The following is a 15,411-nucleotide window of genomic DNA, read 5'->3' on the forward strand; positions in this document are numbered from 1 at the left end:
ACGTGACGGCGGAAAGGCAGGCCTGCCAGCTGCCGCCGGAGCGCCGTGGCTCAGGTGCCATGCAATGGCCGTGCGAGGGGAGCGATCGGGAGAAGAACCGGAAAGCGTAGCCACTCTACGCATTTGCGGGTGGGCGTGTGCGCCGGTGGTCGCGTGGCATGAGCGGAGGTGAGGTGGGTTTTGCCCAGCCTTGAGACGAGGCGTGTTCGAGTGCGTTCGTCAACGGAATGCGCGGATGCCCGTCGGGCCAAGAGGGGGCGCGAAATCGGAGCGGTGCACCCGAGATCCACGGGTGTTTGATCGGCGCCATGCAGCGCCGGCCGTTCGTATGAAAAATCGACGAACGTTACATGCAAAATAGTGACAGTGGCGCGCCTTGCGTGAGCCGCCCGCCGGCCTGACGGCGCCATGGGCGCATCGTGCTCGGGACTATCGGGGGGATTGCCGGCGACGGCCTGCGTCGCCCTGCGGAAAATCGGGCGGGATCAGAATGACCATGCGCCCCGTCGTTTGTCGCAAAATCGCGACGGCGTGGAAACTATCCCGATAGACAGATGCTGCGGCTCCATCACTTTTCATCATGGGCTACGGCGCCGAATGCCGGCCGTGGCGAGGGTTCAGTGGGGCGACTGGAGCAGGGTGACGGGGGCAGAATGGGTCGGCATTGGCGCTTTTGCCGTAGAATGTCCGACTTGTCTTTTAATTCACCCTGTTCAGATGGCGAAAACCGCACCCCAGGACCCCACCGCTTCCGCGTCCGGCGGACAGAACGGCGACGCCGCGCTGCCCGAGAGCTATGAAGCGGCCGTGGCGGAACTGGAGGGGCTGGTCGCGCGCATGGAGGGCGGTACGCTGAGCCTCGAGGAATCACTGGCGGCGTATCGGCGTGGGGCGGCCCTCGTCGCTTTTTGTCAACAACAACTGGAAAAGGTGGAGCAGCAGGTGCGCGTGCTCGATGGCGAGACGCTCAAGCCGCTGCCCACCGGCGCAGCTCCCGCGGATAGCGGAGACGATCTATGACTTTTGAAGAATGGATGCGCGCGGTGCTCGCGCGCGTCGAGACAGCACTCGAACATTATTTGCCCGGCCCTGACGTCCTGCCGGACCGTCTGCACGAGGCGATGCGGTATGCGGTACTGGGTGGCGGCAAGCGCGTGCGCCCGTTGCTGTGCCATGCGGCCGGCGAGCTGACCGGCGCGCGCGCCGAGTCGCTCGAAGCGGCTTCGGCGGCACTCGAAATGATCCACGTCTATTCGCTCGTTCACGACGACATGCCGTGCATGGACGACGATGCGCTGCGCCGCGGCAAGCCGACGGTTCACGTGCAATACGACGAGCCGACGGCACTGCTCGTGGGCGACGCGCTGCAATCGCAGGCTTTCGTCGCGCTGACCGATTCGGCGGCGCTGGCGCTGCCCGCGCAAGCGGCGCTCGTGCGCGAGCTCGCGCTGGCAAGCGGCTCGGTCGGCATGGCGGGTGGTCAGGCGATCGACCTCGCGAGCGTGGGTTTGAAGCTCACGCGGCCCGAGCTCGAAACGATGCATCGCATGAAGACCGGCGCGCTGCTGCGTGCGTCGGTGCGCATGGGCGCGCTGGCCGGCACCACGCCCGATGCCGGGGCGCTGCAAGCGCTCGACGCCTACGCGGCAGCCGTGGGGCTGGCGTTCCAGGTGGTCGACGACATTCTCGACGTCACGACCGACTCCGCTACGCTCGGCAAGACGGCCGGCAAGGATGCGAAGGACGGCAAACCGACCTACGTGTCGATCCTCGGGCTCGACGCCTCGCGTGCACTGGCCGCGCAATTGCGCCGTGACGCGCACGATGCGCTGGCGCCGTTCGGCGAACGCGCGCAGCGTCTGGCCGAGCTTGCCGACCTGGTCGTGAACCGGGTCAGCTGAACACGAAGTCCGCTGCCACGCGCGAATCGCTACGGGGTGCGCGAGAGAAAGGCGGGCACGTAAGTTTTCCTACAATGGAACGACGATGTACGACTTGTTGAAAACCATCGACGATCCGGCGGACCTGCGCCGCCTCGATCGTCGCCAACTCAAGCCGCTCGCCGACGAGCTGCGGGCGTTCGTGCTCGACAGCGTGTCGCAGACCGGCGGCCACCTGTCGTCCAATCTCGGCACGGTGGAGCTGACGATTGCGCTGCACTATGTGTTCGATACGCCGAACGATCGCATCGTCTGGGACGTCGGCCATCAAACCTATCCGCACAAGATCCTGACCGGTCGCCGCGATCAGATGCACTCGCTGCGCCAGCGCGGCGGCATCTCGGGCTTCCCGCGTCGCGACGAGTCTGACTACGACACGTTCGGCACTGCGCACTCGAGCACGTCGATCTCGGCGGCGCTCGGCATGGCCATCGGGAGCAAGCTGCAAGGCGACAACCGCTATTCGATCGCCGTAATCGGCGACGGCGCGATGACGGCCGGCATGGCCTTCGAAGCGATGAACAATGCGGGCGTCTGTGACGATCTGCCGTTGCTCGTGATCCTGAACGACAACGACATGTCGATTTCTCCGCCGGTCGGCGCGCTGAATCGCCACCTCGCCCGTCTGATGTCGGGCCGCTTCTACGCGGCCGCGCGTGCCGGTGTCGAGCGCGTGCTGCGCGTGGCGCCGCCGATGCTCGAGCTTGCGCGCAAGCTGGAAGAGCACGCGAAGGGCATGGTCGTACCGGCCACGCTGTTCGAGGAATTCGGCTTCAACTACATCGGCCCCATCGACGGTCATGACCTCGATTCGTTGATCCCGACGTTGCAGAACATCCGCGAGCTGCGCGGGCCGCAGTTCCTGCACGTCGTGACGAAGAAGGGCCAGGGGTACAAGCTTGCCGAAGCGGACCCGGTCCTGTACCACGGTCCCGGCAAGTTCAATCCGGCCGAGGGCATCAAGCCGTCGACGACGCCGAGCAAGAAGACGTACACGCAGGTATTCGGCGAGTGGCTGTGCGACGCGGCCGAACTCGACTCGCGCGTGGTCGGCATCACGCCGGCAATGCGTGAAGGTTCGGGCCTCGTCGAATTCGAAAAGCGCTTCCCGGATCGCTACTACGACGTGGGCATCGCCGAGCAGCATGCGGTGACGTTCGCGGGCGGCATCGCGGCCGAGGGCATGAAGCCGGTCGTCGCGATCTACTCGACGTTCCTGCAACGCGGGTACGACCAGCTGATCCACGACGTCGCGCTGCAGAACCTGCCGGTCGTGTTCGCGATCGATCGCGCGGGCCTGGTCGGTGCTGACGGTGCGACGCACGCGGGTGCTTACGATCTCGCGTTCCTGCGCTGCATCCCGAACATGACGGTGATGGCGCCTGCCGACGAAAACGAATGCCGTCAGATGCTGTACACGGCATTGCAGCAGCCGAACCCGACGGCCGTGCGCTATCCGCGCGGTGCCGGCACGGGCGTGGCTACCGTCAAGCAGATGACCGCGCTGCCGGTCGGCCGCGGCGAGGTTCGCCGTCAGTCGACGGCGCCGAAGGGTAGCCGCATCGCGATTCTCGCGTTCGGCACGATGGTTGCGCCGTCGCTGGCTGCGGCCGAGGGGCTCGACGCGACGGTCGCGAACATGCGCTTCGTCAAGCCGATCGATACCGAGCTGCTGCTCGAACTGGCGCAGACGCACGATGCGCTCGTGACCATCGAAGAAGGCTGCATCATGGGTGGCGCGGGTTCGGCCTGTGTGGAATCCCTGCTTGCCAATGGGGTTGTTCTACCCGTACTACAATTGGGTCTCCCCGACAGCTTCGTCGATCACGGCGATCATGCCAAGCTGTTGGCCGAATGCGGTCTGGACGGCGCGGGTATCGAGCAGTCGATTCGCAAGCGTTTCCTGGAGCCGGCCGCCAAGCTGGCACAGCGCGTCGCATAACGCGTGACGGACGTGGGCCGCCTGATGGCGGCCGCCGCATTCTTCATATGCATGCATGGGCCTTTCGGCCCATGTTTCGTTATTGGCACGACACAGCGGGACAGCGCGTAGCGCTGCGCCTTGAGGACAGAACAACGATGAACCAGATGAACCCTGCCTTCGTGATGCCCGACGTGCAAAGCACGGCCGATACGCGCCAGATTCCGATCCAGCGGGTCGGCGTCAAAGGCGTGCGGTATCCGATGAGCGTTCGTACCTCGGACGGTAGCGTTCAGCCGACCGTCGGCACGTGGAACCTCGATGTTCACCTGCCCGCCGAGGTCAAGGGCACCCACATGTCGCGCTTCGTCGCGCTGCTCGAAGACAATGACGCGCCGCTAGAGACGTCGGCGTTGCGCACGTTGCTCGCCTCGATGCTGATCAAGCTCGAGGCCGAGGCGGGCCGTATCGAAGTGTCGTTCCCGTATTTCGTCAACAAGACCGCGCCGGTCTCGGGCGTATCGAGCCTGCTCGATTACGAAGTCACGTTGACGGGCGAGACGCGCGACGGCGTCACGCGCACGTTCCTGCGCGTGCTCGTGCCGGTTACGAGCCTGTGCCCGTGCTCGAAGAAGATTTCGCAATACGGCGCGCACAACCAGCGCTCGCACGTGACGATCGAGGCCGAGCTGGCAGGTGACCTGCCGGTCGAGGAATTGATTCGGATGGCTGAGGAAGAGGCCTCGTGCGAGCTGTGGGGTTTGCTCAAGCGGCCCGACGAGAAGTTCGTGACCGAGCGCGCTTACGAAAATCCGAAGTTCGTCGAAGACCTCGTGCGTGACGTGGCCCAACGCCTCAACGGCGACGAGCGTGTCGTCGCGTATGTGCTCGAGGCAGAGAACTTCGAGTCGATCCACAATCACAGCGCCTACGCCGTGATCGAGCACGACAAGCGCAAAGCCGCCGCGACGCAGGCCTGATCGCGCTTCGGCGCGCGCTTTTTGCGTGCGCCGATTTTGTTGCCGCGCTGCCGCGCTATCGCGCGAGTGACGACAAGTCCCAGCGCGGCTTGACCGTAAACGCGTAATCCTTGCTGGCCTGCTCGGGCCAGCGTTGCAGCCTCAGTGCGCCGGCAAGGGCGATCATCGCGCCGTTGTCGGTGCATAGTGCGAGATCCGGATAGTGCACGTCGAAGCCGCGCTTCTTTGCGGCGGCCGACAGCGCTTCGCGCAACTGCAGATTCGCCCCGACCCCGCCTGCTACGACGAGCCGCTTCAGGCGCGTCTTCTTCAGCGCCCCTAACGATTTCGCGACCAGCACCTCGACAGCCGCGTCGACGAAACCGCGTGCCAGGTCGGCTTTGGCTTGTTCGCAGACATTCTCGCCGAGCGTTTTTGTCTGCGTCAGTACGGCCGTTTTGAGGCCGCTGAAGCTGAAGTCGAGGTCGCCCGAGTGCAGCATCGGGCGCGGCAACGTCACCGCACCGGGTGTGCCGAACTGTGCAAGGCGTGATACCTCGGGGCCACCCGGATAGCCGAGGCCGAGCAGCTTCGCGGTCTTGTCGAAAGCTTCGCCGGCCGCATCGTCGAGCGTTTCCCCGAGCGTCTCGTAGATGCCGACGTCGGTGACGCGCATGAGCTGCGTATGTCCGCCTGACACGAGCAACGCGACGAACGGGAAGGGCGGCGGAGCGTCGACTAGCAGTGGTGAGAGCAAATGCCCTTCAAGGTGGTGAATGCCGATCGTGGGCTTGTCCCACGCCATGGCGAGCGCATTGGCGATGCTCGCGCCGACCAGCAGCGCGCCCGCGAGGCCGGGGCCTTGCGTGAAGGCGATGGCATCGATGTCCGAAGGCTCGGCGCTCGAGCGTGCGAGCACGTCTTCGAGCAGTGGCAGCGCGCGGCGGATATGGTCGCGCGAGGCCAGCTCCGGTACGACGCCGCCGTACTCGCGATGCATGGCGATCTGCGAATGCAGGGCGTGCGCAAGCAGGCCGCGCTGGGTGTCGTACAGTGCGAGGCCGGTTTCGTCGCAGGAGCTTTCGATGCCGAGAACGAGCATGGTGGGATGCGGGCGATTCGCAGGCCTTGGCCGCGTAGCGCCGGTGGGGCGATGAAAAGCATGAAAGTATACCAGTGCGGTCTTTGAGACACTTGCGCAGGTAGAATGCGCGGCATGGAATCTTTCGATATTGCGGTGATCGGTGCCGGTGCCGCCGGCATGATGTGCGCGGCCGTGGCCGGTCAACGCGGACGGCGTGTCGTCCTCATCGATCACGCGCCGCGGCTCGCCGAGAAAATCCGCATTTCGGGCGGTGGCCGCTGCAACTTCACGAATCTGCATGCGGGGCCCGCGAACTACCTGTCCGCGAATCCGCACTTTTGCCGTTCGGCGCTCGCGCGCTACACGCCACGCGATTTTCTCGCGCTGCTCAAATCCCACCGTGTCACATGGCATGAGAAGCACCGTGGACAGCTCTTTTGTGACCACTCGAGCGAGTCGGTGATCGAAGTCTTGAAGGCCGAGTGCGACGCGGGTGCCATTACGTGGCGTCGACCCGTGTCGGTCGCCGAGATTCGGCATGGCGACGCGGACAGCTTCGCCCTCGACACGAGCGCCGGGCAGATCAATGCGCGCGCGTTGATTGTCGCGACGGGCGGTCTCTCGATCCCCAAGATCGGCGCGACCGATTTCGCTTACCGGGTGGCGAAGCAGTTCGGCCACAAGCTCATCGATATGCGGCCGGCACTGGTGCCGCTGACGTTTTCATCGGAACAATGGGAGCCGTTTTCTGCCCTGTCGGGTATTTCACTCGAAGTCGAGGTCGAAGCAGGCAGCAAGGCGGGCGGCGGCAAGAAACATGGCAATGGTGCTTTTCTCGAAGATCTGCTCTTTACGCACCGTGGTCTCTCCGGGCCCGGCATCCTGCAGATATCGAGCTACTGGCAGCCTGGCGAGCCGATTCATGTGAATCTGCTGCCCGAGCGCGACGCGGTGGCCGACTTGCTGCAGGCGAAGGCCACGCAGAAGCGTCAGATCGGGAACCTCCTCGCCGAGTGGATGCCGGCACGCCTCGCCGACGCCTGGCTCGAGGCGCATGGCGTGTCGGCCGAGGCGCGTGCGGCCGATTTGCCGGACAAGGCGTTGCGCCGCATCGGCGAGTCGTTTGCACGCTGGTCGCTCGTGCCGAGCGGCACGGAGGGTTACCGTAAGGCCGAGGTGACGCGCGGCGGTGTTGATACGCGCGAGCTGTCGTCCTCGACGATGATGAGCGAGCGTGTGCCCGGGCTCTACTTCATCGGCGAAGCCGTCGACGTGACGGGCTGGCTCGGCGGCTACAACTTCCAGTGGGCATGGGCGTCCGGCGTCGCGGCAGGACAGGCGGCCGTCGAATACACACATAACGCTTGACAAGTTCCGTGTACTTGTGTGGAAGGTCTGCTATACTCCCGAACCTTTGGAAAATTTCCATTTGGAAAAATGACAATCATCCGCGTAAAAGAAAACGAGCCCTTCGAAGTTGCGATGCGCCGCTTCAAGCGCACGATCGAGAAGAACGGTCTGTTGACCGAACTTCGCGCGCGCGAGTTTTACGAAAAGCCTACGGCGGAGCGCAAGCGCAAGAAATCTGCCGCGGTGAAGCGCCACTTCAAGCGCATCCGCAGCCAGATGCTGCCGAAGAAGCTGTACTGATTTACGCGTGCTGCCGTGAGCCGAACGGCAGTATGTTCGATGCGAGGCGCCGCTTGCAGCCCTGCCCGGTGACGAGTGGGGAATTGCCCGGTCGTTCCGTTCGCTCGGTCATGCAACTGCGCAACAGGCTATGCACGAGAGCCGAGCTCAACCCGCTTGAGGATCTATCCCAAGCGGGTTTTTGCGCTCGATATGTGCGCACGTTGCGGTTTCAATTTTCCTAACGTATTCGGGTGAGAGATGAGTCTGAAGGATCAGATCAGTGACGATATGAAAGCGGCGATGCGGGCGCGCGAAACCGAGCGCCTTGCGACGATCCGTTTGCTGCTCGCAGCGATCAAGCAGCGCGAAGTCGACGAGCAGGTAACGCTCGACGATGCTGCGGTCACCGCCGTCATCGACAAGATGATCAAGCAGCGCAAGGACTCGATCAGCCAGTTCGAGGCCGCGGGCCGAGCCGATCTCGTGGCGAAGGAAAGCGCCGAGCTCACCGTGCTCGCAGCCTACATGCCGGCGCAGCTGTCGGACGCCGAGATTGCCGCCGAAGTGCAAGCGGCGGTGGCAGAGACGGGCGCCGCCGGTCCGCAGGACATGGGCAAGGTGATGGGCGTGCTCAAGGGTAAGCTCGCGGGCCGTGCCGACATGACAGCCGTGTCGGGGCTCGTGAAGGCTGCGCTCGCCAAATAACGGGCGGCAGGCTCGAGCCGTGCAGCACATCGCGCGAGACAGTTCTCGCGCGATGAGAAGCTGCTTGAGCTGAGCGCCGGATTACGCACCGTGATTCCACACGCGTTCCTGCAAGATCTGCTGAACCGCGTCGATATCGTCGACGTGGTGGGCAAGTACGTGCAGTTGAAGAAGGGCGGTGCGAACTTCATGGGGTTGTGCCCGTTTCACAACGAGAAGAGCCCTTCCTTTACCGTTAGTCCAACTAAGCAGTTTTATCACTGCTTCGGGTGCGGCGCGCACGGCACAGCGATTGGCTTTCTGATGGAGCACGCTGGCCTGTCGTTTCCCGAGGCCGTGAACGAGCTGTCCCAATCGGTGGGCATGACGGTGCCGCACGAGCCGTCGCCGTCGCGTGGGGGCGGCGGTGGGCATGGTGGTGGATACGGCGGCGACGAGCGCTTCTCGTCGGCCGATTACAAGGCGGCATCCGGCCTCTCGGACTTGATGCAAACGGCCTGCGACTACTATCGCAAGGCCTTGCGCGGCGCGCCTCAGGCAATTCAGTATTTGAAGAAGCGGGGGCTGACGGGCGAGGTCGCGGCCCGCTTTGGCCTGGGGTTTGCGCCCGACGGATGGCAGAACCTGGAAGAAGCCTTCCCCGATTACCGCAGCGATGCGCTCGTGGAAGCCGGGCTCGTGATCGTGAGCGAAAAGCTCGACGCGCAAGGTCAGCCACGCCGCTACGACCGCTTTCGCGATCGCGTCATGTTTCCGATCCGCAACGTCAAGGGGCAGGTGATCGGTTTCGGTGGCCGCGTGTTCGACGGCGGTGAGCCCAAGTATTTGAATTCGCCCGAAACGCCCTTATTTAACAAGGGCAGCGAACTATACGGTCTCTTCGAAGCGCGGCTTGCCATTCGTGAGGCACGGTCGGTGTTGGTGGTCGAAGGTTATATGGATGTCGTCGCGTTGGCGCAGCTGGGTTTTCCCAATGCGGTCGCGACGCTTGGCACGGCGTGCACGCCGATTCACGTGCAAAAGCTGCTGCGCCAGACCGACACCGTGATCTTCAGCTTCGATGGCGATAGCGCGGGTCGCAGGGCTGCGCGTCGCGCACTCGATGCGTGCCTGCCGCATGCGGCCGACAACCGCACGATCCGGTTTCTCTTTTTGCCGCAGGAACACGACCCCGATAGTTACGTCCGCGAATTCGGCAAGGACGCGTTTTCCGAGCAGATCGAACGGGCCATGCCCTTGTCGCAGTTCATGTTGAACGAGGTGCTCGCGGGCAAGGAGCTTGATACGCCGGAAGGCCGCGCACGCGCGTTGTTCGATGCGAAGCCGCTGTTGCAGGCCTTGCCCGCTAACGCGTTGCGCGCCCAGATCATGCATATGTTCGCCGATCGGCTCGACGTGCCGTTCGAGGAAGTGGCGGCGTTGTGCGAGGTCGACGCCCGCATCGCGGCCCCGGCCCGTCAGGCGCCGGCGCGCAAGGACCGGCGCCGCGTGACCGGCATCGAGCAGCGGGCATTGCGAAATCTGGTGATGTATCCGCGCATCGTTGCGGTACTTGGCGAGCAGGATGAAGAGACGCTGCTGGCCCAGGCGCACGGAGAACTCTTTGCCGAGGTGACCACGCATGCACGCGCGTCGGGCGATGGCGCCGAGTTTCGTTTGTTGTCGGATCTGCTTCGGAATGGGGCCAATGCAGCGACTTTCGAAGAAATTTTCCGCGAAATTCTGGACTATGATGAAAACGTGCGTGATCTGCTGCTTCAGGACCCGGAAGACGCGGCCGCTATAGAACAGCACCGCGAACATGAGCGTATCGCGGGTGAAGAACTCCAGGCGGCGGTCTTGAAGATGCGCTATGACGGCTGCAGTGAGCGGCTCGAGCGCTTGTCGCGGCAGTCGAGGCTGACATCGGAAGAGATCGCCGAATTCACGGAGTTGAGCCGGGAGCGGGCGGAAATGAAGCGCCGGCTCGGGCTTTGAGCAGCGTTCGAGCATACGACGCGTGCTATAATAAAAGGTTCTCAGCGTTTGTTTCCCAGCGGGGCGCTAAAGCAGAGGCGATACGCGATGGCTAAGACTACAGGCGAAAAAGTGACGGAGACGGGGAAGAGCAAGCCCCTGAGCTCGGTCAAAGGCTCTCTGGAGCCCACGCGAAAAGTCGCCGTCGCCAAATCTGCTGCTCCCGCCGGCAAGAAATCGGCAAGTGAGAAGGCTGCACGGGCTTCGGCGGCAGCGGCCGATATGACGAAGGCGGCGAAAGCGTCCGCCAGACCGGAGACGAGGGCCACCGCGAAACGCGGCGGCTCGAAGAGCGTAAGGGGCGCGGCTGCCACGCCGGACGATTCGGCAGAACGCGACATCCAAGTATCCACGGTGCAACCGGCTGAAGTCCAGCAGCCGCGAGTCGAGACTATTGCCGGTATGGCGAACTCCATGACGAAAAAGCTGAACGAAGTATCCGTCGATGACGACGCAACCCAGAGCGAAGCGGCTCCGGGCAAAGGCGAAAAGGCCAAGGCGCGCGACCGCCGCGCAAAGGAAAAGGCGCTCCTGAAGGACGCGTTCGCGTCGACTCAGCCGGGCACCGCCGAGGAACTCGAAGAGCGGCGCTCGAAGCTGCGCGCGCTGATCAAGCTCGGCAAGGAGCGGGGGTTCCTCACCTACGCCGAAATCAACGATCACCTGCCTGACAACTTCACCGAGACCGAAGCGCTCGAAGGCATCATCAGCACGTTCAACGACATGGGCGTGGCCGTCTACGAGCAGGCGCCCGATGCCGAGACGCTGCTGCTGAACGACAACGCCCCTGCCGTTTCGTCGGATGACGAAGTCGAGGAAGAGGCCGAAGTCGCGCTGTCGACGGTCGATTCCGAATTCGGCCGGACGACCGACCCCGTGCGGATGTACATGCGCGAAATGGGGACGGTCGAGCTGCTCACGCGCGAAGGCGAAATCGAAATCGCCAAGCGGATCGAGGACGGCCTCAAGCACATGGTGATGGCGATCTCGGCTTGCCCGACGACGATTGCCGACATCCTCGCGATGGCTGAGCGCGTGGCGAACGAGGAAATTCGCATCGACGAGCTCGTCGACGGCCTGATCGATCCGAACGCGGAAGACACTGACGGCTTTTCGGCGCAAGAGGCCGAAGAGATCGAAAACGAGTCCGAGGAAGCCGAAGAAGAAGGCGAGGAAGAAGAGGAAGAAGACGACGGCACGGCTCAAGCGACGGCCAATGCGGCCCAGCTCGAGGCGCTCAAGCGCACAGCGCTCGAAAAGTTCGCACTCATCAGCGAATGGTTCGACAAGATGCGTCGCGCGTTCGAGAAGGAGGGCTACAAGTCGAAGGCGTACCTGAAGGCGCAAGAGACGATCCAGAACGAGCTGATGTCGATTCGCTTCACGGCGCGTACGGTCGAGCGTCTGTGCGACACGTTGCGTGCTCAAGTGGACGAAGTGCGTCAGGTCGAGCGTCAGATCCTGCACATCGTCGTCGACAAGTGCGGCATGTCGCGTGCCGAATTCATCACGCGTTTCCCCGGCAGCGAAACGGAGCTGGACTGGGCCGACAAGATCGTCGCCGAAAGTCATTCGTACAGCGCGATCCTGTCGCGCAACATCCCGGCGATTCGCGAACAGCAACAGCGTTTGCTCGACCTGCAAGCGCGCGTCGTGCTGCCGCTGAAGGACCTGAAGGAAACGAACCGCCAGATGGCGGCTGGCGAACTGAAGGCGCGGCAAGCCAAGCGCGAGATGACGGAGGCGAACCTGCGTCTCGTGATCTCGATCGCGAAGAAGTACACGAACCGTGGTCTGCAATTCCTCGATTTGATTCAGGAAGGCAACATCGGCCTGATGAAGGCCGTGGACAAGTTCGAATACCGCCGCGGCTACAAGTTCTCGACGTACGCGACGTGGTGGATTCGCCAGGCCATCACGCGTTCGATCGCGGACCAGGCGCGCACGATCCGTATTCCGGTTCACATGATCGAGACGATCAACAAGATGAACCGCATCTCTCGCCAGATTCTGCAGGAAACGGGCCTCGAGCCTGATCCGGCAACGCTGGCCGAGAAGATGGAGATGCCGGAAGACAAGATCCGCAAGATCATGAAGATCGCGAAGGAGCCGATCTCGATGGAAACGCCGATCGGTGACGACGACGATTCGCATCTGGGCGACTTCATCGAAGACTCGAACACCGTTGCACCGGCCGACGCCGCATTGCATGCGAGCATGCGCGATGTCGTGAAGGACGTGCTCGATTCGCTGACGCCGCGTGAGGCGAAGGTGCTGCGCATGCGCTTCGGTATCGAGATGAGCACCGATCACACGCTCGAGGAAGTCGGCAAGCAGTTCGACGTGACGCGTGAGCGGATTCGCCAGATCGAGGCGAAGGCGCTGCGCAAGCTGCGTCACCCGAGCCGTTCCGACAAGCTCAAGTCGTTCCTCGAAGGCAACTGATCGAGGCTGCTGTAATCAGGTAACGCCAGGCCCGGCGTGACAACACACCGGGTCTTTTTTTGCAGTGACGTTTTATTTAGGGCCTGTAGCTCAGGGGTTAGAGCAGTCGACTCATAATCGATTGGTCGTGGGTTCGAAACCCACCGGGCCCACCAGTTTTCTTTCTGCACGCACAAAAGCCCGCTTGTGCCGTTAAGCATAAAGTGGCCACTTGGACACGTTATGCTTCATTTCCCGATGGGACGCGTTTTGCTTTATCGGGTAACGGTGCTAGGGTGATGGGTTTTGCCGCGTGAAGCTGGGCGTAGACGTAAAAAAGCCGGCGCGTAGGCCGGCGTTTTCGTTGGTCGATGGGGGACGGGTCGCCTAGCTCACGCCGAGCGTCTCCTTAACCTCCTGTAGGACGTCGATGACGCCTCGGATGCTGCCCAGTACCTCCTTCGGTACGCGAGCATTTAGCTCCCGTAGGTTGATTGCCTTGCCGTCGGCGAGGATATCCCTGCACGCGGCCTCGATGACGGTGCGAGCATTGTCCACGCTTCGTTCTTTCCGGCGCTGCATGTATTGCGTCCAGCGCTCGGCCAAAACGCGCGCCTCCTTGTTCGCGTGTTGATAAAGCAGTCGGGCGTCGACGTCGAGCCTGCATGCGGCCTCGGACACGCTGATGATTGACGGTAGTTTGCCGAATGCCCGCAGCTCATCCCGTACGTTCTCCCAGTCGATTGCGCGAGCCGCCGCACGTTTTGTCTCGTCCGGAAACAGCAGTGCCAGCTGATGGATTTCCGCCGAACATGGTGCCCAGCCGATTAAATCACCCGTGAGCAACTGCGACAGTGCCAATCCTGTCTGTGATGCGATGCGCAGATGCGCCGGCAATGCGGGTGCACCAGCCTGCTTCAGCCAATAGTGAACCGTTGTCTTGCTCAGACCTACTCGCCGGGCGAAAAGCGCCCCCTTGCCGTTGTCCAGCCGGGTAACGAGCGTTTGTATTGCGTCCAGCATTGCCTGCCGGCTTGGGGGCGTCTCAAGGGACGCTTGCGCCTTCAGCATTGCACCGACCTGGGTGGCCTTCCAAAGCTCTTCTGGCGTGGCAGTGGGAGGCGGCTCGCCGTCTCCGAGGAAGGCGCCGCAGTGTGCGCACCAGCCAGGCACGACGTAGGCGGACTTGTGTCGCGCGTCGGGGCGGCCGCAATCCGGACAGATATGCACCAATTCGGCCTTGTGTCTGGCGCATACGGTTACTGCACCCACGTCCCATGCGAGGCGGAAATACGGTGTTTTGCCGCTTTCCTTGTCTTCGGCGAAGCACGCTGGACACCAGCGTGCTCGCGTCGCCGCGAGGCTCGTCTGGGCGATGACGTCACGCCATGGCAACAGCGTGAGCCTGTCCAGTCGCTCGACGCTCGTCAGGGCAGAGAGCGCGGCCGACCAGTTGCTCGCCGCGTCTCCGATGCCGCCAATGTTTCCCGCGTGCCATTCGTGTTTCTCGGAAAGCTCCCAGCCAACGGTCCCAGCGACTTGCCGACAAAGCGCTGCGACGGACACGCTATGCGATACGGCCAGCCGGCAGAAGTAGCTGAGCAGGCTCTCAACCTCGGGCGTGCCGACGCCGATGGGCGTGAGGGCATGCAGCGTCGAACGTGGATTCGAAATCGAATAGCTCATGCTGCACTCCTTCCGCCAGCCGATGCCTGACGGCGCTGTGTGGGCATGATGCGGGTAAGGCCGGGATTGATGGCCTCCTCGCCCTCGAGGATTTCGGTGAGAATCCGGTCTCGCTGCGCCTCCGTGAGCAACGCTCGCCGGAGTGCCTCGGTGGACCAGCGACCGTCGGCTTTGGCCAGCCTGGCTGCTCGGACAAGCACGCTGCTTAACGTGCCAATGCAACCGAGCGTGTTTTCATGGAGTGCCTCCGCGTAACGCGTCAACTCGCCGCCCCACAGCGCGGGCAGCATCTTTTCGAATGCCTGGATGCAGGCGACGAACGCACGAACGTCTTCGGGGCGGTCCTGCCGATAGCGTTCGAAGTGCAGTACATGATGGCGCCGCGCGAGTTGTCCGGACAACGACATGAGCGGGTACAGGTCGTAGGACCCGACCAGTACCATCTGTGTGCCGCATTTGTTCACCAGCGACTTCAGTGTATCGAGATGAATCTCCAGCCTGGAACTGTTCCGCGTCTGGTGAATGATGTGTGCGGCTTCGTCGATGACGAGAAATTGGACTCTCCGCTCTCGCAGTGCGCGTTCGACGGCCGTCCTCAACGCCCCGAGACTGTTGCCACCGGCGCCGCGCGGGCGGACCATGCGTCCCGACTGCGGGTCGATGCCATAGGCCGACTTTGGTGCGTCGAGGTCGTCGCCGAGCTCAGCGAGAATCTGGCGATAGAACAGTCGCCACGAGAATTCGTTCTCGCCAGAGGATGGGGCTTCGACGAAGATGGCCGGAATGGTTCCGGCATTCTCTTCCATTTCAACGGCGGCCCGCTCAACCGCCGCTTCGACCATGTACCTGGCCAGCGTGGTTTTGCCGGCTCCAGTTGGACCGCAAACGAGAAGCGTGCTGTCCTGGCTGCCCGGGTAAATCAGGGTCTCCAGTTCGGACATGACATCCGCAATGCGAGGGTGTTTGATGCGCTTGCCGAGCAGAGTGCTCGCCGAATTCGGAATTGGCGAGAGCGGGGCGGAATGTTTTTGTTGCATGAATCAC

The 15,411-nt window shown here is 63.0% G+C and carries 13 protein-coding genes and 1 tRNA gene; 10 read left to right on the plus strand and 4 right to left on the minus strand.

The window, feature by feature from the left end; all coding sequences use genetic code 11:
• The first annotated feature begins 717 nt into the window (after positions 1-717).
• The 4 genes from D7S89_RS14600 to folE2 all read left to right on the plus strand — a co-directional run bounded on the left by D7S89_RS14600 (position 718) and on the right by folE2 (position 4,841).
• Positions 718-1,020, plus strand: a complete 303-nt coding sequence (locus tag D7S89_RS14600) for an exodeoxyribonuclease VII small subunit (protein WP_121278598.1) — start codon at positions 718-720, stop codon at positions 1,018-1,020.
• Positions 1,017-1,901 carry a polyprenyl synthetase family protein gene (locus D7S89_RS14605; protein WP_121278422.1) on the plus strand — a complete coding sequence of 295 codons (885 nt, stop codon included), beginning with the start codon at positions 1,017-1,019 and terminating at the stop codon, positions 1,899-1,901. Before D7S89_RS14600 ends, D7S89_RS14605 begins: the two co-directional genes overlap by 4 nt.
• Positions 1,902-1,986: 85 nt before the next feature.
• Positions 1,987-3,882: a 1-deoxy-D-xylulose-5-phosphate synthase gene (gene dxs / locus D7S89_RS14610; RefSeq protein ID WP_121278423.1), complete on the plus strand. Its 1,896-nt coding sequence runs from the start codon at positions 1,987-1,989 to the stop codon at positions 3,880-3,882.
• Between the two features lie 137 nt (positions 3,883-4,019).
• On the plus strand, positions 4,020-4,841 hold the full coding sequence (gene folE2, locus D7S89_RS14615; protein ID WP_121278599.1) for a GTP cyclohydrolase FolE2: 822 nt from the start codon (positions 4,020-4,022) through the stop codon (positions 4,839-4,841).
• A gap of 55 nt (positions 4,842-4,896) precedes the next feature.
• On the opposite strand, the gene tsaD is transcribed toward folE2, so the two are convergent.
• Complete coding sequence (gene tsaD / locus D7S89_RS14620; protein WP_121278424.1) at positions 4,897-5,922, minus strand: tRNA (adenosine(37)-N6)-threonylcarbamoyltransferase complex transferase subunit TsaD; 1,026 nt, start codon at positions 5,920-5,922, stop codon at positions 4,897-4,899.
• 114 nt (positions 5,923-6,036) lie between these two features.
• Between tsaD and D7S89_RS14625 the strand changes: the two genes are divergently transcribed.
• The 4 genes from D7S89_RS14625 to dnaG all read left to right on the plus strand — a co-directional run bounded on the left by D7S89_RS14625 (position 6,037) and on the right by dnaG (position 10,218).
• A complete protein-coding gene (locus tag D7S89_RS14625) occupies positions 6,037-7,272 on the plus strand; it encodes a BaiN/RdsA family NAD(P)/FAD-dependent oxidoreductase (protein ID WP_121278600.1) in 1,236 nt (411 codons plus the stop codon).
• 69 nt (positions 7,273-7,341) lie between these two features.
• Complete coding sequence (gene rpsU / locus D7S89_RS14630) at positions 7,342-7,554, plus strand: 30S ribosomal protein S21 (RefSeq protein ID WP_121278425.1); 213 nt, start codon at positions 7,342-7,344, stop codon at positions 7,552-7,554.
• 240 nt (positions 7,555-7,794) lie between these two features.
• Entirely contained in the window at positions 7,795-8,241 is a 447-nt protein-coding gene (locus D7S89_RS14635; protein ID WP_121278426.1) for a GatB/YqeY domain-containing protein, read from the plus strand.
• A gap of 90 nt (positions 8,242-8,331) precedes the next feature.
• Positions 8,332-10,218: a DNA primase gene (gene dnaG / locus D7S89_RS14640; RefSeq protein WP_121278427.1), complete on the plus strand. Its 1,887-nt coding sequence runs from the start codon at positions 8,332-8,334 to the stop codon at positions 10,216-10,218.
• Between the two features lie 41 nt (positions 10,219-10,259).
• Here dnaG and D7S89_RS27845 read toward each other — a convergent pair whose 3' ends face one another.
• Positions 10,260-10,598: a hypothetical protein gene (locus tag D7S89_RS27845; protein ID WP_245982942.1), complete on the minus strand. Its 339-nt coding sequence runs from the start codon at positions 10,596-10,598 to the stop codon at positions 10,260-10,262.
• On the opposite strand from D7S89_RS27845, the gene rpoD reads away from it, so the two are divergent.
• Together rpoD and D7S89_RS14650 are read left to right on the plus strand one after the other, a co-directional pair.
• On the plus strand, positions 10,480-12,702 hold the full coding sequence (gene rpoD / locus D7S89_RS14645; RefSeq protein ID WP_245982938.1) for an RNA polymerase sigma factor RpoD: 2,223 nt from the start codon (positions 10,480-10,482) through the stop codon (positions 12,700-12,702). The two genes, D7S89_RS27845 and rpoD, sit on opposite strands and share 119 nt — an antisense overlap.
• Positions 12,703-12,781: 79 nt before the next feature.
• Positions 12,782-12,857: transfer RNA gene (locus D7S89_RS14650), tRNA-Ile, on the plus strand.
• Positions 12,858-13,068: 211 nt separating this feature from the next.
• On the opposite strand, the gene D7S89_RS14655 is transcribed toward D7S89_RS14650, so the two are convergent.
• Both D7S89_RS14655 and D7S89_RS14660 read right to left on the minus strand, forming a co-directional pair.
• Positions 13,069-14,367, minus strand: a complete 1,299-nt coding sequence (locus D7S89_RS14655) for a TniQ family protein (protein ID WP_121278428.1) — start codon at positions 14,365-14,367, stop codon at positions 13,069-13,071.
• Positions 14,364-15,404 (minus strand): ATP-binding protein, encoded by a 1,041-nt coding sequence (locus D7S89_RS14660; RefSeq protein ID WP_121278429.1) that lies wholly within the window; start codon positions 15,402-15,404, stop codon positions 14,364-14,366. Before D7S89_RS14660 ends, D7S89_RS14655 begins: the two co-directional genes overlap by 4 nt.
• Between the last annotated feature and the right edge of the window lie 7 nt (positions 15,405-15,411).

The sequence above is a fragment of the Trinickia fusca genome, assembly GCF_003628145.1.
Classification (GTDB): domain Bacteria; phylum Pseudomonadota; class Gammaproteobacteria; order Burkholderiales; family Burkholderiaceae; genus Trinickia; species Trinickia fusca.